Origin of the sequence: Mycobacterium szulgai, assembly GCF_002116635.1 — a bacterium.
Classification (GTDB): Bacteria; Actinomycetota; Actinomycetes; order Mycobacteriales; family Mycobacteriaceae; genus Mycobacterium; species Mycobacterium szulgai.
This window is the reverse complement of sequence record NZ_LQPW01000022.1, coordinates 73,204-96,322: the sequence shown is the minus strand read 5'-3', so window position 1 is coordinate 96,322 and position 23,119 is coordinate 73,204. Positions and strand designations below refer to the sequence as shown.

General features: G+C 65.6%; 11 protein-coding genes and 1 pseudogene. 6 read left to right on the top strand and 6 right to left on the bottom strand.

All coding sequences use genetic code 11. From position 1 onward, the window contains the following. Nucleotides 1-57: 57 nt before the first annotated feature. Both AWC27_RS33135 and AWC27_RS06415 read left to right on the top strand, forming a co-directional pair. Nucleotides 58-2,766, top strand: a pseudogene (locus tag AWC27_RS33135) (type I polyketide synthase); the annotation flags it as partial. Nucleotides 2,767-2,841: 75 nt separating this feature from the next. Beyond that, nucleotides 2,842-11,895: an amino acid adenylation domain-containing protein gene (locus AWC27_RS06415; protein WP_425437473.1), complete on the top strand. Its 9,054-nt coding sequence runs from the start codon at nucleotides 2,842-2,844 to the stop codon at nucleotides 11,893-11,895. 13 nt (nucleotides 11,896-11,908) lie between these two features. Here AWC27_RS06415 and AWC27_RS06410 read toward each other — a convergent pair whose 3' ends face one another. The 4 genes from AWC27_RS06410 to hrcA all read right to left on the bottom strand — a co-directional run bounded on the left by AWC27_RS06410 (nucleotide 11,909) and on the right by hrcA (nucleotide 15,504). Further along, a complete protein-coding gene (locus AWC27_RS06410; protein WP_085669720.1) occupies nucleotides 11,909-12,430 on the bottom strand; it encodes a nuclear transport factor 2 family protein in 522 nt (173 codons plus the stop codon). Between the two features lie 55 nt (nucleotides 12,431-12,485). Beyond that, nucleotides 12,486-13,238: a 16S rRNA (uracil(1498)-N(3))-methyltransferase gene (locus AWC27_RS06405; RefSeq protein WP_085669719.1), complete on the bottom strand. Its 753-nt coding sequence runs from the start codon at nucleotides 13,236-13,238 to the stop codon at nucleotides 12,486-12,488. A gap of 18 nt (nucleotides 13,239-13,256) precedes the next feature. After that, nucleotides 13,257-14,402: a molecular chaperone DnaJ gene (gene dnaJ / locus AWC27_RS06400; protein ID WP_085669718.1), complete on the bottom strand. Its 1,146-nt coding sequence runs from the start codon at nucleotides 14,400-14,402 to the stop codon at nucleotides 13,257-13,259. Nucleotides 14,403-14,472: 70 nt separating this feature from the next. Further along, a complete protein-coding gene (gene hrcA, locus AWC27_RS06395) occupies nucleotides 14,473-15,504 on the bottom strand; it encodes a heat-inducible transcriptional repressor HrcA (protein ID WP_085669717.1) in 1,032 nt (343 codons plus the stop codon). A 184-nt stretch (nucleotides 15,505-15,688) separates the two neighbouring features. Between hrcA and AWC27_RS06390 the strand changes: the two genes are divergently transcribed. From AWC27_RS06390 to AWC27_RS06380, 3 genes are all read left to right on the top strand, one after another. Then, the gene (locus AWC27_RS06390) at nucleotides 15,689-16,039 is read left to right on the top strand and encodes a type II toxin-antitoxin system VapB family antitoxin (protein WP_085669716.1); all 351 of its coding nucleotides are present in this window, start codon (nucleotides 15,689-15,691) and stop codon (nucleotides 16,037-16,039) included. A gap of 64 nt (nucleotides 16,040-16,103) precedes the next feature. After that, nucleotides 16,104-16,694, top strand: coding sequence for a carboxymuconolactone decarboxylase family protein (locus AWC27_RS06385; protein ID WP_085669715.1), 591 nt, complete (start codon nucleotides 16,104-16,106; stop codon nucleotides 16,692-16,694). Continuing rightward, nucleotides 16,691-17,569 carry a sigma-70 family RNA polymerase sigma factor gene (locus AWC27_RS06380; protein ID WP_085669731.1) on the top strand — a complete coding sequence of 293 codons (879 nt, stop codon included), beginning with the start codon at nucleotides 16,691-16,693 and terminating at the stop codon, nucleotides 17,567-17,569. The genes AWC27_RS06385 and AWC27_RS06380 overlap by 4 nt, the downstream gene beginning before the upstream one ends. Before the next feature lie 3 nt (nucleotides 17,570-17,572). Here the strand turns inward: AWC27_RS06380 and AWC27_RS06375 are convergent, their stop codons facing one another. Further along, on the bottom strand, nucleotides 17,573-18,085 hold the full coding sequence (locus AWC27_RS06375) for an MTB12 family secreted protein (RefSeq protein WP_139836799.1): 513 nt from the start codon (nucleotides 18,083-18,085) through the stop codon (nucleotides 17,573-17,575). 156 nt (nucleotides 18,086-18,241) lie between these two features. On the opposite strand from AWC27_RS06375, the gene AWC27_RS06370 reads away from it, so the two are divergent. Next, nucleotides 18,242-19,627 (top strand): SagB family peptide dehydrogenase, encoded by a 1,386-nt coding sequence (locus AWC27_RS06370; RefSeq protein WP_211281573.1) that lies wholly within the window; start codon nucleotides 18,242-18,244, stop codon nucleotides 19,625-19,627. Here the strand turns inward: AWC27_RS06370 and AWC27_RS06365 are convergent. Next, a complete protein-coding gene (locus tag AWC27_RS06365) occupies nucleotides 19,624-23,109 on the bottom strand; it encodes a non-ribosomal peptide synthetase (RefSeq protein WP_085669712.1) in 3,486 nt (1,161 codons plus the stop codon). The two genes, AWC27_RS06370 and AWC27_RS06365, sit on opposite strands and share 4 nt — an antisense overlap. Nucleotides 23,110-23,119: the final 10 nt, after the last annotated feature.

Genomic DNA, 23,119 nt, shown 5'->3' with positions numbered 1-23,119 from the left:
GACCCGGTACTCGCCCCGGCCCTGACCGACACGCTGGAGACCACCGACGCATCGACAGTGATCCCTACCTTGGTCCGTGACCAGCCCGATCTGGATACCCTGGCCACCACCCTCGCCCAGCTGCACACCCACGGCCACAGCCCGTCGTGGACCAGCCTGTATCCCGGCGCCCACACCATCGCGCTACCCACCTATCCCTTCCAGCACCGGCCCTACTGGCAATACGCCCCGGCGGGTGCCGATGTCAGCGCCGCCGGGCTGGACAAGCCCGATCATCCGTTGTTGGGGGCGTTGACCGAGCTGGCCGATCATGACCAGATCGTGTTGACCGGACGGTTATCGACCACCAGGCAAAACTGGCTGACCGCCCGTCAAGTGCGCGGCAGTGTGGTGTTCCCGGAGACCGGGCTTATTGACGTGGTCCTGCAAGCCGGTGAGTACGCACAGTGCCCGGTGATCGACGAGCTGGTCGTGCACTCTCCTCTGGTCCTTGCCACCGACGGCGCAACCGACCTGCAGATCAGCGTGCAGCCGTTCGACGAGCAGGGGAAGCGGGCTTTCACCGTGCATGCGCGCGCCGGTGATCACCAGTACGGGCGCACACACTGGACCGCTCATGCTAGCGGCATGCTAAGTAACCGCGAATTGTCCTCGCTGCCTTCACCTTCGCCGGGTGTCGAGTCCGTCGACCCGGTAGCACAAGACAGTTTCTACAAGCGGCTCGCTCAGCACGGCTTGGAGTACAGCGGCGCCTTTTGCTCGTTGCGCGGGATGGGCCGCGACCCGTCCAATCCCGGCGTTGTTTATGCCGAAGTGGCGTTGCCTGCTGACGTCGATACCAGCGGCTACGGTATTCACCCCGCGTTATTGGATGCCGCTGTACATCCGTTGGCCGCGGCGTTCTCCGATACCGACTCCGACACTGACCCGCAGCTGCCGTTCGCATTCACCGGGATCGCTTTGCACGCCGTCGAGGCCACCCGACTCCACGTCCAACTCAGCGCCACCGGAGCCGACACCTTCACCCTGTACGCCACCGACCCCACCGGCGCCCCGGTCATCACCATCGACACACTGACCCTGCGCGCCCTGCCCGATACCGATCAACCCGCAAATCCCGTTTTACGGGACGGCTTGTTCGAGTTGGCCTGGCCGGCGCTATCGGCTTCCTGGGACCAATATGTGTTGCCGGCTTGGGTGCTGATCAGTGAGCGGCCAGAGCGTTTTCCCACTGGTTTGGGCGAACGACTGGTCTATTCCGATGTGACGGCGGTGGATTCCTGGCCGACCTTGGCGGTGTGGGATGTCGCGTCGCAGCAGCCCGGCGCTGATCCGCTGCAGCAGGTGCACGAGTTGACCCGCCGCGTTTTGGCCGGCTTGCAAACCTGGTTGGCCCACACTGGAACTCAGGCACACCTGGTGATCGCCACCCGCCACGCGGTCAGCATCAGTTCCGATGACCCGGCCCCCGACCTAGCCCACGCCGCGGTGTGGGCCCTGATCCACACCGCCCAAAACGAGCATCCGGGCCGCATCACCGCACTCGACATCGACACCACGCCCGCTACCGGCCACACCGTCGCCAACGTCCTAGGCGCCCTCGCCAACCCCGCGCAGCGACCCACCATAGAACCCCAACTGGCCCTCCGCCGCGGCATCGCCCACACCCCCCGACTCACCCCGGCCGATGCACTCGCACAACCCCGCGTTGCGTTCGATCCCGACGGCACGGTGCTGCTTACCGGCGGTACCGGGATGCTGGGCGGGGTTTTCGCTGAGCATTTGGTTACCGGTTACGGCGTTCGGCATCTGGTGCTGGTGTCGCGTAGCGGTATGGACGCTGCCGGGGCGGCTGACCTCCATCAGCGGTTAACGCAGCTGGGCGCCCAAGTCTGCATCAAAGCCTGTGACACCAGCGATGCCGAGCAACTGGCTGCGGTGTTGGCCGGCATCGCCGCCGAACACCGGCTATGTGGTGTGATCCACGCTGCCGGGGTCCTCGATGACGCTGTGATCACCGAGCTGACCAGTGAGCAACTCGACACCGTGCTGACCACGAAGGCCGACGCCGCATGGCATCTCCACCGATTGACTGCCGACGTTGAGCTCGACGCGTTTGTCGTGTTTTCGTCGGCGGCGGGAGTCTTAGGAGCCCTTGGACAAGCCAATTATGCGGCGGCTAACGCCGTCTTGGACGCGCTGGCCAAGCAACGCCACGAAAATGGTTTACCGGCAACCAGTTTGGCGTGGGGTTACTGGCAAACCGCCAGCGCGATGACCGCTCACCTCGATGCGGTTGACCAGGCTCGGTTCACCCGTAACAACCTGAGGCCGATCACTGTCGAAGACGGTCTGGCGTTGTTTGATGCCGCGCTGGCATCGCGGCAACCCAACCTGATCCCTACCCCGTTCGACACTCGCGCACTGGCCCGCCAAGCACGGCAAGGCGCCCTGCCGCTCATCTTGTCGGCGCTGACCACCACCCGTCGGCAAGCCAGCACCACTACCACCGCCGACACGTTGACCAGACAGCTGGCCCGCCAGACCCCGCAACAACAACTGGCCACCCTCACCGACCTCGTTGCGACGATCACGGCTATCGTGCTGGCCCACCCCGACCCGGCCGCCCTCGATCGCGATCTGCCGTTTAGGGACCTCGGCATGGACTCGCTGAGCGCTCTTGAACTCCGGAACACCTTGACCCGGCGCACCGGCCTATCCCTGCCAGCGACACTGGCCTTTGACCATCCCACGCCCGCCGCGGCCGCTCGCCACTTGGTCAGCTTGCTCGCCGCCACTGCCGATGCCACCCAAGCGGTGGATTTGGTGCTAGGTCCACGCATGCGCCCGCAGCGCTTGCCGTTGTCGTTTGCTCAGCGCCGGTTGTGGTTCATCGAACAGACCACTGACTCGACGCCGGTCTACAACATTCCGATGGCGCTCAGGTTGACCGGGGATCTAGATGTGCAGGCACTTCGTACCGCCATCGGCGATGTGATCGAACGCCACGAAAGTCTGCGCACCCGGTTCATCTGCGAGCAGGGTATCCCCTATCAGCAAATATTGAACGTCGACGAGTGCGAACCGGTTTTCGAGATCATCGAGGTCGACGACGAACAACAAGTCGCCGCCCAGATAAACGGCGCTGGGGGCTATCTGTTCGATTTGGCAGCCGAAATTCCGATTCGCACGAAGCTCTTGGAACTCTCGGCCGTGGAACATGTGTTTGTGGTGGTAATCCATCACATCGCCGCCGACGGCGTCTCGATGGTGGCTTTCTTTTCGGATCTCGCGCGCGCCTACACCGCCCGCAGCGAAGGCCATAAGCCCGCATGGGCGCCACTGTTATTGCAGTACGGCGATTACACGCTTTGGCAGCAAGAATTCTTAGGCAGCCCTGATGACCCGGCCAGTGTGCTATCACGTCAGTTGGCTTATTGGCATTCCGAGTTGAAGGGGGCCCCCGAGGAAACGGTCTTACCGTTTGACCGGCCCCGCCCCACCCAACAGTCCTTTGCCGGCGACGTGGTCCATTTCGTCGTCGACACCGACCTCCAACAGCAGGTCAAGCGGCTGGCGCAGAACTGCGAGGCCACGCCATCGATGGTGTATCAGGCCGCGGTAGCGGTGCTGTTACACAAACTGGGCGCCGGTGACGACTTGACCATCGGCGGGCTCAACAGCGGACGTACCGACGCCGCACTTGCCGAACTGGTCGGGTTTTTCGTCAATACCTGGGTATTGCGCGTTCAGACGACTGGAAATCCCAGTTTCACCGAGATACTCGCCCAGGTGAGGCAAAAAGCACTAGCAGCCTACAACCATCAAGACGTTCCGTTCGAACGCGTCGTGCAACGGCTCAATCCCGCCCGCTCGGGCGCGCACCACCCACTGTTTCAAGTCGCTTTCCTGTTGCAAAACACTCCATTACCGACGATGAAGTTCCCCGGGTTATGGGCGCAACCGATACCGACCCGTCCGCACGGCGCCAAATTCGATCTTCAAATCGAAATCATCGCCCCCCAGCAACCGCCCGGACAGCTCCCGCAACCCCTGCCAGCCAACATCGAATACGCCACTGACGTGTTCGACCGCGAGACCATCACGACCATCGTCGGCTACTACCTAGACGTCCTCACCAAGCTGACCGCCGAGCCTGAACGACGACTGTCGTCGATCGTTCTGCTTGACCAAGCGGCTCACGCGCGCCTGGCTGAGTGGGGCAATCGCGCGGTTCTCACCCGCACCGCCAGCCAAGCGCGGGAATCGATCCCGGCGCTGTTTGCTGCCCAGGTGAACCGCACACCCGAAGCGGTCGCGCTGACCTCCGATGGAACCGCGCGCACTTACCGCGAACTCGACGAGGTTTCGAACCGTCTGGCTCGCCTGCTAGTCGACCGGGGTATCGGTCCGGGTGACGTGGTGGGGGTGGCGCTGGAGCGCTGCGCTGAGGCCATCGTTGCCATCCTGTCGGTTGTCAAGAGCGGAGCCGCATACCTGCCCATCGACCCCAACTACCCCGATGCCCGAGTCGATTTCATCGTCGAAGACGCCACACCAGCGGCGGTGATCACCAGGGCCGGGTTCGCCAGCCGGCTGGACAGACCTGACCTGGTGATCATCGACGTCGACGACCCGGCCATCGACAACTACCCCGCAGACCCGCTGCCGGTACCGACTGCCGGCAACCTCGTCCACATCATCTACACCTCAGGCACCACCGGCGTTCCCAAAGGCGTCGCGATCCCCGATACCTGCATCACCCGACTATTCGGCTCGTTAACCGCGGATCTGGCGCCCAGGGCGGGTCAGGTGTGGAGTCAGTGTCATTCCTATGCGTTCGACTTCTCGGTGTGGGAGATCTGGGGCGCGCTGCTGTTCGGCGGCCGGTTGGTCGTGGTGCCAGAGCCGATCACCCGCTCCCCGTCAGAGCTGCTGGCCCTGCTGGTGGCTGAGCGCGTCACCGTGTTGAGTCAAACGCCCTCAGCGTTCTACGCGCTGCAGGCCGCCGAGGCCGCGCAGCCCGAGTCGGGCCGCCAGCTACACCTCGAAACAGTGGTATTCGGCGGCGAAGCCCTTGAGCCACCACGCATTCGGACCTGGTTGAGCAGCCACCCGCAGACCCCGCGGCTGGTCAATATGTATGGCATCACCGAAACCACTGTGCATGCCTCGTATCGCCCAATCGTCGAGCACGACGCACACAGTGCCACCAGCCCGATCGGTGTGCCGTTGCCGGGCGCGGCGTTTTTCGTACTGGACCGGTGGCTGCGGCCGGTGCCCGCCGGTGTGGTCGGCGAGTTGTACGTGGCCGGGACCGGCGTGGGTTGCGGGTATTGGCGCCGATCATCGTTGACGGCAGCACGGTTTATGGCCTGCCCCTTCGGCGGGACCGGAACCCGGATGTATCGCAGCGGAGATCTGGTCCGCTGGGGTGCTGACGGCCAATTGCATTACGTCGGACGTGCCGACGAACAAGTCAAAATCCGCGGACACCGCATCGAACCTGCCGAAATCGCCAGCGTCCTAGGCGAATTCGACGGCGTCGAGCAAGCCGTGGTAATCGCCCGCGAGGACCAACCGGGCGACAAGCGCCTGGTGGCTTACTTCACCGGCACCGCCGATTCGGGCGCCATCCGCGACGGGCTGGCCAACAAACTACCGGGGTATATGGTGCCCAGTGCCGTCGTCGCGCTAGAGGCGCTGCCGTTGACCATCAACGGCAAACTCGACACCCAAGCCCTACCGGCTCCCCAATACGGTGACGCCGACTCCTACCGCCCACCCACCACCACCATCGAAGACATCCTGGCCACCATCTACGCCCAGGTACTCGGCCTCGACCGGGTCGGAATCGACGACTCCTTCTTCGACCTGGGCGGCGATTCGCTGTCGGCGATGCGCGTGATCGCGGCCATCAACACCACCCTTGACGTCCACCTCAGTGTGCGTGCGCTGTTCGACACACCCGCCATCACCGCGCTCGCTCCCTGCATCGGTGCGGGTTCACCCCGGCCGACACCGTTGACGGCGGGCCCCAGGCCCGCGGTGGTGCCGCTGTCGTTTGCCCAGGAGGGGCTGTGGTTCCTCGATCAACTGCAAGGCCCCTCACCGGTCTACAACATGGCCTGGGCACTGCGATTGCGCGGCCGGCTGGATAGCGAGGCGCTACGCCGCGCACTAACCGACCTGATCGAGCGTCACCAGACGCTGCGGACGGTGTTCCCTTCGACCGAGGGGATCCCCGAGCAAGTCGTCATACCTACGGCTCAGGCCGACCTGGGCTGGGATGTCATCGACGCAACCGCATGGGCGGCCGGCCGGCTGCAACACGCCATCGACAGCGCCGTGCGCCACAGATTCGATCTGTTGACCGAAATTCCGCTGCGGGCAAGGCTTTTCACCCTCGCCGACGAGGAACACGTGTTGGTGGTGACCGTGCACCACATCGCCGCCGACGGCTGGTCGTTGACCCCGCTGACAGACGACCTGAATACCGCCTACACCCACCGAATCGCTGGTCGCGCACCGGAATGGGTCGACCTGCCGGTGTGCTACCTCGACTACACGCTGTGGCAGCGCGCCAACCTCGGCGAGCTCACCGACGGTGCCAGCGCCATCACCACCCAGCTGCGGTACTGGGAAAACACCCTGGCCGCCATGCCCGAACGCCTCGAGCTGCCTACCGACCGGCCCTACCCGCGGGTTGCCGATCACCGCGGCGCCCGAGTCGAAATCCATTGGCCTGCAACGCTGCAACGCCAGATATCCCGAATGGCCCGCGAACATCATGCCACCAGCTTCATGGTGATCCACGCCGGCCTGACCACGCTGCTGGCTCAGCTCAGCGCTACCACTGACATCGCGATAGGAATTCCCACCGCCGGCCGCACCCATCCCGCGCTCGACCACCTGGTCGGGATGTTCGTCAACACCCTGGTGCTTCGCGTCGATCTATCCGGCGATCCCACTTTCAGCCAACTATTGGCCCGGGTCCGCGCGCGCAGCCTGGAAGCCTTCGACCACCAGGACGTGCCCTTCGAAGTGCTGGTCGACCGGCTCAACCCGACCCGGTCGATGACCCACCACCCCCTCATCCAGGTGCTGATGGCCTGGCAGAACCTCCCGGAAAACCACGACCCCGCCACCGCGGTGAGCCTCGGCGAGCTAGCCGTCACTCCGGTGCCCGTCGATACCCACACCGCACGCATGGACTTGGCGTTTTCACTGTCGGAACGCTTCACCCACGCCGGGGAGCCCGCCGGCATTGTCGGCAGCCTCGAATACCGCACCGATGTGTACGACCCCGCCACCGTCGAGGCGCTGCTGGACCGGCTCCAACGGCTGCTACAGGTGATGACCGGCCAACCCGATCGGCCGTTGTCGAGGGTGGACCTGCTCGATAAAACCGAACGGGCCGACCTGCTTGAGTGGGGCAACCTAGCCGCGCTAGGCCAACCACGAACCGATGCGAAGTCGGTTTCGCAATTGTTCAGCGACCAGGTCGCCCGCACTCCGAACGCCGTGGCCCTGGCCTGCGGGGACACCTCGCTGACCTACCTGCAACTCGATGCGGCCGCCAATCGATTGGCCCACCGCCTCAGCAGCCACCCGATCGGCCCCAGCGACATCGTCGCCCTGCTGTTCCACCGCTGTACCCAGGCCATCGTTTCGATGCTGGCCGTGTGGAAAACCGGGGCCACCTATCTACCCATCGACCCCACCCATCCGCCGACGCGGATCTCGTTCATGCTCAACGACGCCGCACCGGTAGCGCTACTGACTACCACCGATTTGGTCGCCGAACTGCAAAGCTACGACCTGCCCATCATCGACGTCGACGACCCCGCAATCGCCACTCAACCCAGCGCCGAGCTGGCGCAGCCAAGACCGCGGCCAGGCCCCGAGGATCTCGCCTACATCCTCTACACCTCCGGCACCACGGGCAGGCCCAAAGGCGTCGCGATCACTCATCACAACATCGCCCAACTCATCGCAGGACCAACCTCGTTCAAGCCGGCAGCGGGGCATACCACAACCCAATGTCATTCCTATGCCTTCGACCTTTCCGTATTCGAGGTGTGGGCCCCGCTCCTCAACGGCGCGCGGCTGGTAGTGATCCCCGAATCAATCACCCGTTCCCACACCGACTTTCACGCTTTGCTCGTCGCCGAAAAGGTCGACATGCTGGTGCAAACCCCCACCGCGGTTACGGTGCTGCCGACGCAGGGCCTGGGATCGGCGACATTGGTCGTCGGAGGTGAGGCCTGCCCCGCCGAGGTCGTGGACCGGTGGGCCGACGGACGGGTAATGGTCAATCAGTACGGCCCGACCGAGACCACGATGTACATCTCAATGAGTGCGCCGTTGAAACCGGGTTCGGGGACGCCGCCGATCGGGCGCCCGGTGCCGGGCGCGGCGTTGTTCGTGCTCGATCGGTGGCTGCGGCCGGTGCCGGCCGGTGTGGTCGGTGAGTTGTACGCGGCGGGTGCGGGGTTGGGGTGTGGGTATTGGCGCCGATCGCCGTTGACGGCATCGCGATTTGTGGCCTGTCCCTTCGGCGGAGCCGGCACCCGGATGTATCGAACCGGCGATCTGGTGCGCTGGGCCGCCGACGGCCAGCTGCACTACGTCGGGCGCGCCGACGAACAGGTCAAAATCCGCGGACACCGCATCGAGCCCACCGGAGTCGCCACTGTCTTGGCCGAACTCGACGGCGTCGAGCAAGCCGTGGTGATCGCCCGCGAGGACCAACCGGGCGACAAGCGTCTGGTGGCTTACCTCACCGGCACCGCCGATCCCGGTGCCATCCGCGGCCGGCTGGCCAAGAAATTACCGTCCTACATGGTGCCCGCCGCCGTCGTCGCCCTCGCAGCGCTGCCGTTGACCATCAACGGCAAACTCGACACCCAAGCCCTACCGGCTCCTCGATACGGCGACGCCGACTCCTACCGCGCCCCCACCACCGCCATCGAAGACATCCTGGCCGGCATCTACGCCGAGGTGCTCGGCCTCGACCGGGTCGGAATCGACGACTCCTTCTTCGACCTGGGCGGCGACAGCATCCTGGCGATCCAAGTCGCCGCCCGGGCACACGCTGCCGGGCTGAGCTGCCGGCCACGCGATCTCTTCACCGCCCAGAGCGTCGCGGGGGTGGCCCAGGTAACGCGATTCGCCGACCACGACAACACCGAGGCGGACGCCGGGGTCGGCGAAGTAACCACGACACCGATCATCCGGTGGCTGGAAAGCATCGACGACCTCGACGAGCAGTTCAACCAGACGTTCCTGATCCAAGCCCCGCGCGGGGTCACCGAAACCGATGTCGCCATCGTGCTGCAGGCCCTGTTGGACCGCCACGGGATGCTGCGCCTGCGCGTCGACCCCGACGCCGCCGGAGGCTGGTCACTGTCGGTACCCGAACCCGGTGACACCGACGCCGGCGATCTGCTCCAGCAGCAGTACGAGCTGACCCTGGAAACACTGACCCAGGCCTGGTCGCGGCTGGAACCCACCGCTGGAGCGATGCTCAGCGCGATCTGGATTTCCTCGACGTCCCAGTTGCTGTTGGCCATTCACCATCTGGGCGTCGATGGCGTGTCCTGGCGCATCATCCAAGACGACCTCAACACCGCTTGGAACCAGCACCGCCGAGGGCAACGGGTGGAGTTGCCCGCCGGGGGCACCTCGTTCCGAACGTGGGCCTCGGTATTGGCCGAGCACGCGCTCAGCGCGGCGGTGACCGATCAACTGCCGGCGTGGCGACAAGTCTCGGCAACCCCGCCAGTGCTACCGGCGCTGCACACCGCGGCCCGCCCCAGCCATCGCACCAGCAGACTCAATACCGACACCACGCGGATGCTGCTCGGAGCGGTCCCGGCCGCATTCGAAACCGGGGTGCACGAGATTCTGTTGATCGCCTATGCCCTGGCATGGACGGAATTTCTGGGCCACCCCGACACGCCGGTGACCATTGACGTCGAAGGCCATGGACGCCACGAAGAGATCGCCCCAGGCATCGACCTGTCCCGCACGATTGGCTGGTTCACCACGAAATACCCGGTGGCGCTGACGGTCGCAGGGCTGCGCTGGGCGCAGATCGCGGCCGGCGACGCCGTGGTGGACTCGGTGATCAAGGACGCCAAAGAACAGCTGCACGCCATCCCAGACGGCCTGACCTACGGTCTGCTGCGCTACCTCAATCCCGACGCCGACCTAGCCGGAGCCGACCCGGCCATAGCGTTCAATTACTTTGGCCGCGTTGGCGTCTCGGCGGGGCAAGCGCCGGCCGATCGCGGAAGCTGGCATATCACCGACTCGGAGTTACTCTCGGCCGCAGCGGCGCGCGACGAGGCGTGGCATCCGTTGACGCATGCCGTGGAACTCAACGCGGTCACCGTCGACAGCGACACCGGTCCGCTGCTGCAGGCCAACTGGACCTGGGTGCCGTCGGCGTTCGACGAGTCCCAGATCACCCGGTTGGGCGAGCTGTGGTTCGAGGCGCTCACCGGGATCTGCACCCGCGTCCGCGACAGCGCAGGCGCAGCCACCGCATCAGATCTGGGTCCGGCCAGCTTTGCGTCCGTGCACGGCCCGGATCCCACCGAGGTGCATGCCCGCGAACTCACCCTCGATAAGTTCATCAGCGCCACGACGCTGGCGGCCGCCCCCCAACTACCCCGAGCTAGCGCCGAGCCGAAGACGGTACTGCTGACCGGCGCCACCGGATTTCTCGGGCGATACCTGGCGCTGGAATGGCTGCAGCGGATGGACCTGGTCGATGGCACCCTGATCTGTTTGGTGCGAGCCGAATCCGACCAACACGCCCGGCGCCGGCTCGACAGCACCTTCGACACCGATCCAAAGTTGTTGGCTCACTACCAAGAACTGGCCGCCGACCATCTGGAAGTCATCGCCGGCGACAAGAGCCGACCGAACTTGGGTCTGGACCCGCAGACTTGGCAGCGGCTGGCGGACACGGTCGACCTGATCGTCGACCCTGCGGCCCGGGTGCACCACCTACTGCCATACAGCCAGCTGTTCGGCCCCAACACACTGGGCACCGCAGAGCTGATTCGGCTGGCGCTGACCACCTGCCGCAAACCGTTCCTGTACGTGTCGACGGCGGCAGTGGGCGAGCCGATCGACCGATCCGAATTCACCGAGGACGCCGACATTCGGATCATCAGCCCGACTCGCTCGAGCAACCACAGCTACCGCAACGGCTACGCGAACAGCAAGTGGGCCGGCGAGGTGCTGCTGCGGGAGGCCAACGATCAGTGCGGCCTGCCGGTCGCGGTGTTCCGCTGCGCCGACATCACGGCCGACACCACCTACGCCGGCCAACTCAACGTGCCGGATAATTTCACCCGGCTGATGATGAGCGTGCTCGCCACCGGCATCGCGCCCAGCTCGTTCTACCAGCTCGACGAGCACGGAAACCGGCAGCGAGCCCATTACGACGGTCTGCCAGTCGCTTTCGTCGCCGAAGCGATCAGCACACTGGGTGTACAGGTGGGCGACGGGTTTCAGACCTATCACGTGATGAATCCACACGACGACGGCGCTGGACTCGACACGTTCGTCGACTGGCTCATTGACGCCGGCCAGCCGATCCGGCGGATCGGGGACTACCGCGACTGGACGCAGGAGCTGGAGGCCAGACTGCGCAGCCTGCCGGAGCAACAGCGCGAGCGCTCGCTGCTGCCACTATTGCTGCTCATGCAAGACCAGCCCGACGCACCGCCGCCCAGCTGTGGATCGATCGCGCCGAACGAGCAGTTCCGCGCCGCTGTGCAAGAAGCGAAAATCGGCCCCACCAAGGACATCCCACAAATCACGGCGCCGATCATCGTCAAGTACGCCACCGACCTGAAGCTGCTCGGGCTGCTCTGAGCCGGCGCGCCGTCTAGCAGCGCTCTAGCAGAGTATTGGCCGGCAGATCCTTGTCGAGCACCTTTCGCGCCTGATCGGCCCCGGCGACCGGCAACACCGTGTCATCCAGCAGTCCGACCTGCACCAGCAGTGACGCCTGATCCCAGTAAATCCGCTCGTAGGCGACCTTGTCCCCGTCGAACCCCATCACGACGACCACCGGCAGCATGACCGCCCGGCCGGTGGGTGCCACGCCGGGGAGAAACGTCGGCATCGCAATGTCGTGGGTGAACGACATGATCATTTCGTCGACCACCCGGTCGGCGCCGACGGTCCGGCTCAGCGGGGTGATCGTGGTGTCCGCGGGCCAGTGCCCGATGAAGTACTTGCCGTAGAAGTCGGCCACCCCGGCGGCGCCGACCCCGCCCATCATCGTGGGCACGTGGTTGACGAACGGCTCGGCCGACATCGTCGCCATGGTCGCGGCGAGATCTTTGGTGACGAACTCGTGGGCCACATGCTCGTCGAAGATCGTGCCTAGGTCACGGTCACTCATCCCAGCAACTCCTTTCCGCGAGAATGTAATTCTGCAGGCAAGGTGCGCTGCGAAACTAGAGGCTCGACGAATCGCCCCAGCGGGACGTGAGCACGCCCAGCGCTCCCAGCGCCACGGCGGCCGCCGTCGACGTCCGCAGCACGGTCGGCCCCAGCCGAACCGCGACGGCACCGGCGCCAGTCAGTGCGGCGATCTCGTCCGGCGCAATCCCACCCTCGGGTCCAACTACTAGCAGTAGCGAATCAGCCTGTGCCACAGGGATATCCACCAGACGATCGGTCGCCGACTCGTGCAGGACCAGAACCAAAGCCCGCTCGGCATGGATCCGGTCAACAAGCGCCGCGGTAGACAGCACACCGTCGACGGCCGGGATATGAGCCCGGCGGGATTGGCGTGCCGCGGAGCGGGCGACGGCTCGCCAGCGCCGCAGACCTTTGTCGGCCCGGTTGCCGTCCCACTGCGCCACGCATCGTGCGGCCTGCCAGGCGAAGAAGGCGTCGGCACCGGCTTCGGTGGCCAATTCGATTGCCAATTCGGAGCGTTCGGACTTGGGCAGCGCCTGCGCCACCGTCACCGCCGGCCGCGCCGGCTCAACATTCCAGCGCTCCAATACTCGGGCCGACAGCCCGTCGCGCCCGGCCCGTTCCACCACACACCTAGCTAAGCCGCCGGCGCCGTCGCCGAGCACCAGCTCTTCACCGGGGCGGATCCGCCGCACGGTGGCGGCGTGAAAACCTTCGTCGCCGTCGACCACGGCCAGCGCTCCGGTGTCGGGCAGCGCGTCGACATAAAACAGCGTCGCCACCATGTGCGGGGTCCCGAAAAGCTATCGCCCGGTGAACGTCTCGCGCAGCTTGCTGAAGAGCCCGCCGCCGGCATGCGTGGAGCGGACCTCGGCGACGTCGCGACCGCGGCGGCTCTTCAATTCACGCAGCAGCTCGGTGTCGTGGTTGTCCAGCCGGGTGGGGACCACTACCTCAACGTGGACATGCAGATCACCGCGGGCGTTGGCACGCAGCTGCGGCATGCCGCGGCCGCGCAGCGTGATCGTCGAACCCGGTTGTGTGCCAGGCGGAATCACGATCTCGCTCATCCCGTCCAAAATGGCATCCACGGTGACCGTCACCCCCAGTGCCGCGTCGACCATCGGCACCGAAACCGTGCAGTGCAGGTCGTCGCCCTGGCGCACGAAGATGTCGTGGGCCTGCTCGTGGACCTCGACGTACAAGTCGCCGGCCGGCCCTCCCCCGGGCCCCACCTCGCCCTGGGCCGCGAGCCGCACCCGCATTCCGTCGCCGACGCCGGCGGGGATCTTGACACTGATGTCGCGACGGGCGCGGACCCGACCATCGCCCATGCACTGGTGGCAGGGATCGGGGATGACCACGCCGACACCCCGGCAGGTCGGGCAGGGCCGCGAGGTCAGCATCTGACCCAGCAGCGACCGCTGCACGGTCTGTACCTCGCCGCGGCCGGCGCAGGTGTCACAGGGCATCGGCGCGGAGTCGCCGTTGGTGCCCTTGCCCTGGCACCGATCGCACAACACCGCGGTGTCGACGGCGACCTGCTTGGTGACACCCGTCGCGCATTCGACGAGATCGAGCCGCATGCGCAGCAAGGAGTCCGACCCCGGCCGAACTCGGCCGGTCGGGCCGCGAGATCCGCCGGCACCCCCGAAGCCACCACCGAAGAATGCCTCGAATACGTCACCCAGCCCGCCGAAGCCGCCGAACCCGCCAGCCGCCGCGCCCGCGTTTTCCAGCGGGTCCCCGCCCAGGTCGACGATTCGGCGCTTCTCGGGGTCGCTCAGCACTTCGTAGGCGACGCTGATCTCCTTGAACTTCGCCTGGGCAGCCTCGTCGGGATTGACGTCGGGATGCAGTTCGCGCGCCAGCTTGCGATAGGCGCGTTTGATGTCTGCATCATTGGCGCCTTTGCTGACGCCGAGCAGCCCGTAGTAATCGCGTGCCACGATTAACCTTTCTCAGCCTGTAAGCCTGCCCCTTACGGGGCTGTCCACACACTCTGTAGCCGGTGCGCAGTCATCGAGCACCCAGCACTTCGCCGATATACATGGCAACCGCGGCGACACTCGCCATAGTTCCCGGATAGTCCATCCGCGTGGGCCCCAGCACACCCATGCCGCCGTAGACGGTGTCCAGGGTGCCGTAGGCGGTCGACACCATGGCGGTGCCGGCTATCTGCTCCGCTTCCGTTTCGTGGCCGATGCGCACGGTGACCTTGCCGGCCTCCTGCTGGGCCGCCAGCAGCCGCAACACCACGACCTGTTCTTCCAGGGCCTCCAGAATGGAACGCAGCGAACCACCGAAGTCCGCCGCGTTGCGGGTCAGGTTCGCGGTGCCGCCCAGCAGCAGACGTTCCTCGGTGTGCTCGACCAATGACTCCAGCAACACCGTGGCCGAGCGGCCCACCGCATCGCCCAGGCCGCCGGCGCGGCCCAGCTGGCCGGCAAGGTCGGCGACCGCAACTGAGGCAGCCGATAGCTTCTTGCCTTCCAGTGCCTGGCCGAGGATCTCGCGTAACTGGGAGAGCTGGTGGTCATCGATGACGTCGCCGAGTTCCACGATGCGCTGATCCACCCGGCCGGAGTCGGTGATGACGACCATCAGCAGCCGGGCCGGGGTGAGCGCGATCACTTCGAGATGGCGGACGGTTGACGTGGACAGCGTCGGGTACTGGACCACGGCGACTTGGCGGGTGAGCTGCGCGAGCAGCCTTACGGCGCGGCGCAAGACATCGTCGAGGTCGACCCCGGATTCCAGGAAGCTTTGGATCGCCCGCCGTTCGGCCGAGGACAGCGGCTTGACGTCGTCGATCCGGTCGACGAATTCGCGGTAGCCCTTCTCCGTCGGTACCCGACCGGAGCTGGTGTGCGGCTGAGTGATGTAGCCCTCGGCCTCCAGCACCGCCATGTCGTTGCGGACGGTGGCCGACGAGACGCCCAGGTTATGCCGCTCCACCAGGGTTTTCGAGCCGATGGGTTCCTTGGTGGCGACGAAGTCGGCGACGATGGCGCGCAGCACTTCAAAGCGACGCTCGTCAGCGCTTCCCATCGGACCCTCCTTTCGCGGCACCTCCTCGACCGGATCATTTTACGGTCTCAGCACCGACAGACCGCCAGGCCGTAGGCGCGCAGCCGGTATTTCCGCGGGGCTGCGAAGCAATTAGCTCATCTTCCGTCTAGCCTTTCCAACATGTCCCGTCGAGCCGGGGCGAGTCAGGCGAAAGCGACTGCAGATGATCTTCAAGGGCGTGCGCGAAGGCAAGCCGTACCCCGAACATGGGCTGTCCTATCGGGATTGGTCGCAGATTCCGCCGCAGCAGATCCGCCTCGACGAATTGGTCACCACGACCACCGTGCTCGCGCTGGACCGGCTGCTGTCCGAAGACTCGACGTTTTACGGCGACCTTTTCCCGCACGCGGTGAAGTGGAGAGGGGTCACCTACCTGGAGGACGGTCTGCACCGCGCCGTACGCGCAGCCCTGCGAAACCGCACTGTGCTGCACGCGCGGGTGTTCGACATGGATATGTCATCGGGCCCGCCGCTCAACCAGCCACCGAACCGGCCGCCAAACGCGCCGTACTAGCGGTCACGTTTGCGCGCTGCCAGGTGTCGATCCAGTAGCGACACCGACAGGCAGGAGGGACCCCATGCCGCGACTGACCGGAATTTCTGACCGCGACGCGGACCTGAGCACCAAGATCGCGTTTTTCTTCACCAAACGCCGGTTCAAGCAGCTGACCGGGCGCGAAACCGCCACCATGCTCGAACCGCTGCGCATGTACGCCCACATCCCCCGGCTATTGCGGGCCTACGGACGGCTGGAGCAGGCCGAGACCAAACTCGACATCCTCAGCCCACGCCAGCGCACGCTGGCCGAGCTCAAGTCGGCGACGACCGCGCGCTGCGAGTTCTGTATCGACCTCGGCTCCCAGATAGCCCGCGGGCTGGGCATCACCGACGAGGAATTGCGCGCGCTCTCCGACTACCGAAACGCCGCGTGTTTCTCCGCGGTCGACAAGTTGATCCTGGAGTACGCGACCGCGATAACCCGAACGCCGGTGCAGGTCAGCGACGAGTTGTTCGAGGCGCTGCGCGCGCACTTCGACACGGCACAACTGGTCGGGCTCACCCACATCATCACGCTGGGCAACCTGCGGGCCCGCTTCAATCTGGCGCTTGGCATCGGTTCTTCGGGGCTCTCCGAAGGCATGGTGTGCGCGCTGCCCGACACCGCATGACCGTCGACCTCGCGCTGACGGAGCGTTTCGAAGCCGTAAGGCCGCAGCTGCGCGCGGTTGGGTACCGGATGCTGGGCTCGGTCGAAGACGCCGAGGACGCGGTTCAGGAAGCCTGGCTGCGGCTCACCCACAGCGACGCCGATAAGATCGCCAACCTCGACGCGTGGCTCACCACGGTAGTGGCGCGGATCTGTCTGAACACGTTGCGTGAACGCCGCAGTCGCGCCCCCGAGGAATTGGTCGCGCGACTGCCCGATCCCATCGTGGACGCCGAAGGCGAATTCGACCCCGAACACCGCGCGCTGCTGGCCGATGCGGTGGGCCTGGCGCTATTTGTCGTGCTGGACACGTTGGGCCCGGCGGAACGGTTGGCCTTCGTCCTGCACGACGTTTTCGCTGTCCCGTTTGACCAAATCGCACCCATTGTCGAGCGGTCACCGGAGACCACCCGCAAGCTGGCCAGCCGGGCGCGACAGCGCATCCAGGAGGCCGAGCCTCTTCCCGACGGTGACCTGACGGCCCAGCATGAGGCCGTCGACGCCTTTTTCGCGGCCGGGCGCAGCGGCAACTTCGACCGGCTGGTGTCGGTGCTGCATCCCGACGTGGTGCTGCGCGGTGACTTCGGACCGCCGGCCGCCGGATTTCGCGCCGAGGGTGCGGCCGCGGTGGCCAAGCTGGCCCGCAGTTACGCGGGACCGGAACGAGAAGTCCGCAACGCCACCATCAACGGCGCCGCCGGCGCGGTCGTCTTCGTCTCCGGCCACCCAGCAGCGGTCATGGCATTCGTCGTGCGTGACGGGCGGATCACCGCGATCGACGTGCTGGCCGACCCGCAGCGCTTGGCCAAACTGAATCTCAGCGCGCTGCAGCGCTGATGGTCAGTGCCCGGCGGCCTGCAGCAGTTGCATCGCTGAGCTGCGCGACAGCATCCAGCTGCCCTGGTTCACGAAGGTCACACTCTGCGTGACGGGCGGCGACAGCTTGGGACCCGAAACGGAGACGTCGGCAGTCGCTGAGCCATCTGCGGCCGGCTGGATATTCGCGACGGTGAACGACAACGGCAAGTCGCCGTTCTTGGCCGCCTTCTTGAGTTCGTGGTCGGCGAGGTGGGCCTCAGTGCCGCCGATGCCGCCCTCGACCAGGTTGCCCTTGTTGGTGAACGAAACGCTGGGATCGGCCAGGCTGTTGAGCAGGCCGGTCAGCTGTGCGGCGGTCGGCAGGTTCGCGGCCGGGGCCGGGGTGGGCGCCGGATCCAGCGGCAACGGTGTGCTGAACACAACCGGCTCGTATGCGCCGGAATTAAACGAGGCGATTGACGTCACACCGGCGGCGGCTGCTGCGATTGCCGCCACGGCGGCCGCCCCGGTGGCGATGGATTTCATGGTCTTCACGGTTCTCCCCCTTGAATTGGCACGAAAGCGCTGTGCACGTGGTGTTTCGGATTTCTGGCGGACAGGCGTTACATCCACGCTACTGTGACCTTTGCCGAAGAGCCTGTGGCTCAGCTGTGTAGCAGGCATGAATTTTTCAGCGGGAAGGTTTGCAGATTGTCCGGCGCGACCTACCCCGGCCAGACGAAATTCGCATACCGGCCGGGCGTGACATGTTTGATCACACCTGTTGCGGCAGTGCTGCTCAATCCTCCGCGTAGCGAGAAATTGACCCGATTGCCCGCTGCCCAACTCCACGCACTCAAAACCCTCAATGCCGGTCCGGCAACCCTGTCCGAGCTCGGCGCGCAAGCCGACGGCGGCGACGTCGCCAGCCTGATCGATCGCCTCGCCGGCGACGGCTGGCTGGCGGTAACCGTGCGCCACGGCGAGCGGGACCGGTACTCCATACAGCCGCACGGGCGACCGGCGCCTGGACCGCAACCGCTATCGACGTTGTCGCCGCGATCCGCCACCCTATCGAAATTCGCTGTGCTCCATAAAGATTCGGATGATTTCGTGCTGGAACATCCGTTGGCGTGGTGTGATCTGCGCATCCACGATTCGCAGCTGCTGGCGCTGCTGGACGGATCACCCGAAGCCGGCGCAGCCGCGCCGGATCCCGTCGCGTCACATTTCATCGACGACCTGCATCGGTGCGGGTTCTGCGTTGCAGCCGGCAACGAAGAACGCAGTTTTGACACCCTGAGCTGGAGCGCACCCGATCTGTGGTTTCACCGTCGCAGCACGCTGGGCGAACGTACCGTCACCTGGGAGCATTTCGGTCCGACCAAATGGGCAAAGGAGCGATTCCCGCAGCCGCCCGCCCGCCGGGCGAATTATGCCGGTGAAGCGATCGCGCTGCCGACCCCCGACCTGAACGTCAAACGGGCAACGGATCCGACCCTTACCGTTGTTCTCGAAGACCGGATTTCGACAAGAACTTTCGATGACGCCCGTCCGATCACCATCGGGCAACTGGGCGAATTGCTTTACCGCACCGCACGCACGCGATCCACGCACCCGATCGGTGCGGGCGAGGAGCTCTCGTCGCGGCCCTACCCTTCGAGCGGCGGCCTTTACGAACTGGAGCTGTATCTGGTGGTGCGCAACGTTGCCGGGCTAGAACCGGGCATGTACCACTACGACTCCTTCGACCATGTGTTGCGTCCGGTGGCACCGGCGGATTCCAAGGCGGTGGCCCAGCTATTGAAGCCGGCGGCGGCCACCCTCACCGGAGGTGCCGAACCCCAAGTACTGCTGGTTATTTCGGCACGCTGGGGCCGTATCATGTGGACCTACGAACAGATGGCTTACGCCACCATTCTCAAGGACGTCGGCGTCCTGATGCAGACCATGTACCTGGCCGCAACGGCGATGGGACTGGGGGCATGTGCGCAAGGATTCGGCGACACCGCCGCGTTTGTCGCGGCCGCCGGAGTCAATGAGCTGCAGGAGTGCAACGTCGGCAGCATGGTCGTCGGATCGCCGGCGCCGTACTAGCCTTGGGCGAGCACTTCCTCGTCGGTCAACGCCGCGATGTCGAGGTAGTGGCGTGCGATGACGGCCAATCGCTGCGGTGTGCCGCGTTGGGTTTCCCGGCTGCCAAGTCGTTCAGCAAGACCCGCCACCGTCCGCGTGGCGAACAGGTCCGACACCAATGCGTGATCTAAGTCCAGCCATTCGCGTACCCGCGCGATAACTGTGGTGGCCAACACCGAATCGCCGCCGTGGGCAAAGAAATCATCTTGCACACCAACAGAATTCACGCCGAGCACCTCGGCGACGATGTCAGCGAGCGCCGCTTCCACATCATTACGCGGGGCACAGCGCTGGGTTGGCGCGGCCGACGGTTCGAGCGACGCGGCAACCGCGCGACGATCCAGCTTGCCGTTTGAGGTCAAGGGAAATTCGTCCAAAAAGACTGTGCGAGTGGGCACCATGTAGCTCGGCAGCAGCTTTGCAACCGAGGTAGCGATGTCGCCGGCCTCATCAGGGTCTCCCACCAAGGCGGCAACCAGCTTGGGTGCGCTGGCGCCGACGACGGCGGCGACGGCCTGGCGCACCCCGGGCAGGGCACGAAGGGCGCTCTCCACTTCCCCGAGTTCCACCCGGTATCCCCGGATCTGCACCTGGTTGTCGGCCCGGCCGAGGAACTCGACGGTGCCGTCGGGCCAGTACCTGGCCATGTCGCCGGTTTTGTACCAGCGCTTACCGTCGTGCTCGACGAATCGCTGCGCCGTACGCTGCGGGTCATTGCGGTAGCCCACCGCGACATTCGCCCCGCCGACCCAGAATTCACCGGACACCCAGTCCGGGCAATCGCGGCCCGCCGGCGAAACCACCCGGCACTGCACATTACGCAACGGCACCCCGAAGGGCACCGTCGTCCAGTGCGCCGGTGGTTCGCCGACCACCTCACAGATCGTGTTGTGGATCGACGTTTCGGTGGCACCGCCCAGCCCGGAAAACCGGCAGCCGGGAACCTGCGCAGCCAGCCGGCGAGCCAGGTCGGCAGCTACCCAGTCGCCGCCCAGGGTGACCGCGCGCAGCGAATCCCCCAATCCATCGCCGCCGAGCTCCAAGATCATGTCGAGCATGCTGGGCACACAATTGAGGATCGAAACTCGATGGTGGCGAAGCAGTTCCACCCAACTGGTGGCCGCCGCGCGCTGCTGGGCATCGACCGCAACCAGTGATCCGCCCACCGAGAACATGCCGAAGATGTCGTAAACCGATGCGTCGAATTCCAATGCGGATAGCGCAAGTACCCGATCGGTGCTGTTCACCCCGAACCAGTCGTTGACAGCGTCGATGGTGTTCATCGCGCCGCGGTGCGCGACGTCGACACCCTTGGGCAGACCGGTCGAACCCGAGGTGAAGATGACGTAAGCGATCTCGCCGGTATCGGGAAACACCGGCTTCGCCAACGGTTCGGCAAACCGGCGCGCCGCTTCGATGGATAGGCATTCGACCGCACCCAGCTGGGTACCCTCGACGGTCAGTGCCGCGGCAACCTGCGCGGTCTGCAGGATCTTGGCACGCCGCGCCTGCGGCTGGTCGAAGCCGATCGGCACATAGGTTGCCCCGGCGGCGAGCACCCCCAACACGGCCGCTACTTGCTCGCGGCCCTTGGGCAGCTGTACGGCGACGGCATCGCCGGGCCGCACGCCGCGAGCCCGCAGCGCCCCGGCCACCGCAAGTGCCTGCTGGGCCAACTCGCCATAACTCCACCCGCCCACGCCCTCGCCCAGGCCCCACACCACCGCGGGCGCTTCGGGATTCAGCGCAGCGTGCTCGAAGAAACCTTGATGTAGACACCTACGGCTGACCGGGCCCCCGGTCGCATTGACGGACGCACGTACTTCAGCCTGAGCGCTCGGCAGCCGCACCGCCGCCTCGGCATCCCAGCCGGCATCACCCTCGGCAAGGCGCTGGACCGTTTGGGTGAAGCTGGCGAACATCGCGTCGATGACACCGTCGGGAAACGCGGATTCGCGAACGTCCCAGTTGATCAGCAAGCCGCCCCGCAATTCGGTGACCTGAGCGTCCAGGAGCACTTGCGGCCCCTGGGAGATGATCCACACCGGTTCACCGAAGGTCTGGATCACGCTGTCGGCGAACAGCTCGCCCAGATCCAGCGCGCTGGTGAAGACTATGGGCGCCAGCACCGGTTCACCGCGGTGCCGTCCCAGGTCACGCAGCACCTCAAGACCGGAATACGCCGCGTGCGAGCCGCTTTCGTACATGTTGCGCTGGACCGCGCGGGCCCGGTCGGCTACCGAGACGTTCTCGGTGACGTCGACCTCGAGCATGATCGACGACGTGAAATCGCCGATCACCCGGTCGATGTCCGGATGGACCGCTTCCCGGTGGAACAACGGCACATTCAGCACAAACCTGGGCTGTGCCGACCAGCCGCCCACGGTATCGGCGAATACGCCCGCCAGGGCGCTGGCCGGTGTGATTCCGCGGCGGTGGGCCCCGGCCACCAGCCGCCGCCTGGATTCTGGCGTCAGCCAGTGCTGGTAGCGAACCGTGCGATACGGCGCAGCGCGCTCGGCGACGGGGACCGTCGGCAGTTCGGGGGCACCGGCCATTTCGGGCAACCGTTGCTGCCACCACTGTCGGTCTCGTTCCCGCGCGGTGCTGTCTTCCCGGCGTTCGGTGCGGTAGCGCCGGTAGCTGTATCCGGGCGGGGAAACCGGCGCCCCCCGATACAATTCGGCCAGTTCCGATACCAGCACGCGGTAGCTCATCGCGTCGCCCGCCAACATGTCGATGTCCAGATGCAGCCGGCTGCGGTCCGCATCGAACAGGGTCAACGTGATGTCGATGACCTGGCCGTCTTCAATAGCCATGCGCTGGTGTGTTTTTCGGTCCCGTAAATCGGTCAATGCGGCTTCGGTCTCCTCGAGACTGCGTCCACGCAGATCGATCACCTCGAACACCGACCGCCCCGGAGCGGCCATGGTTTGTTGCGTACCGTCGGGCCGGAATCGCGTCCGCAGCATCGGGTGTGTGGCGATAAGGTCAGCCACCGCGCGCTCCAGCCGCGCGGGATCGGTGAGGTGGCCGTCGAATTCGACATATAGATGTGCCGCGACGCCGCCGAGCTGTTGCTCGTCGGAACGGCCTACCCAGTACGCGTGCTGCATCGTGGCCAGGGGGTACGGGGCTTCGTCGGCGGCCCGCTCAGCGACGGGTTCGACAAGCTCGAATGATGCTGCAGCACTGTTGTTTTCACCGCCGCCAAGCAGGTCGTACCACGACGCGATGGTGGGATCGGCGGCGAGCTGAGCGAACGTGATGTCCACACCGCGCTTACGCCAGCCTCCGGCCAGCGTCATCATCAGAATGGAATTCAGGCCCAGCTGGATGAGGTCGTCACGGTCGGCGAGATCGCCAGGAGCGCAACCGAGTTGGGTTGCGACGGTGGCCCTGATTTCGTCCTTGCCAATCCAGTCTTGGTCGCGCGGCTGCATCCCAGTCCTT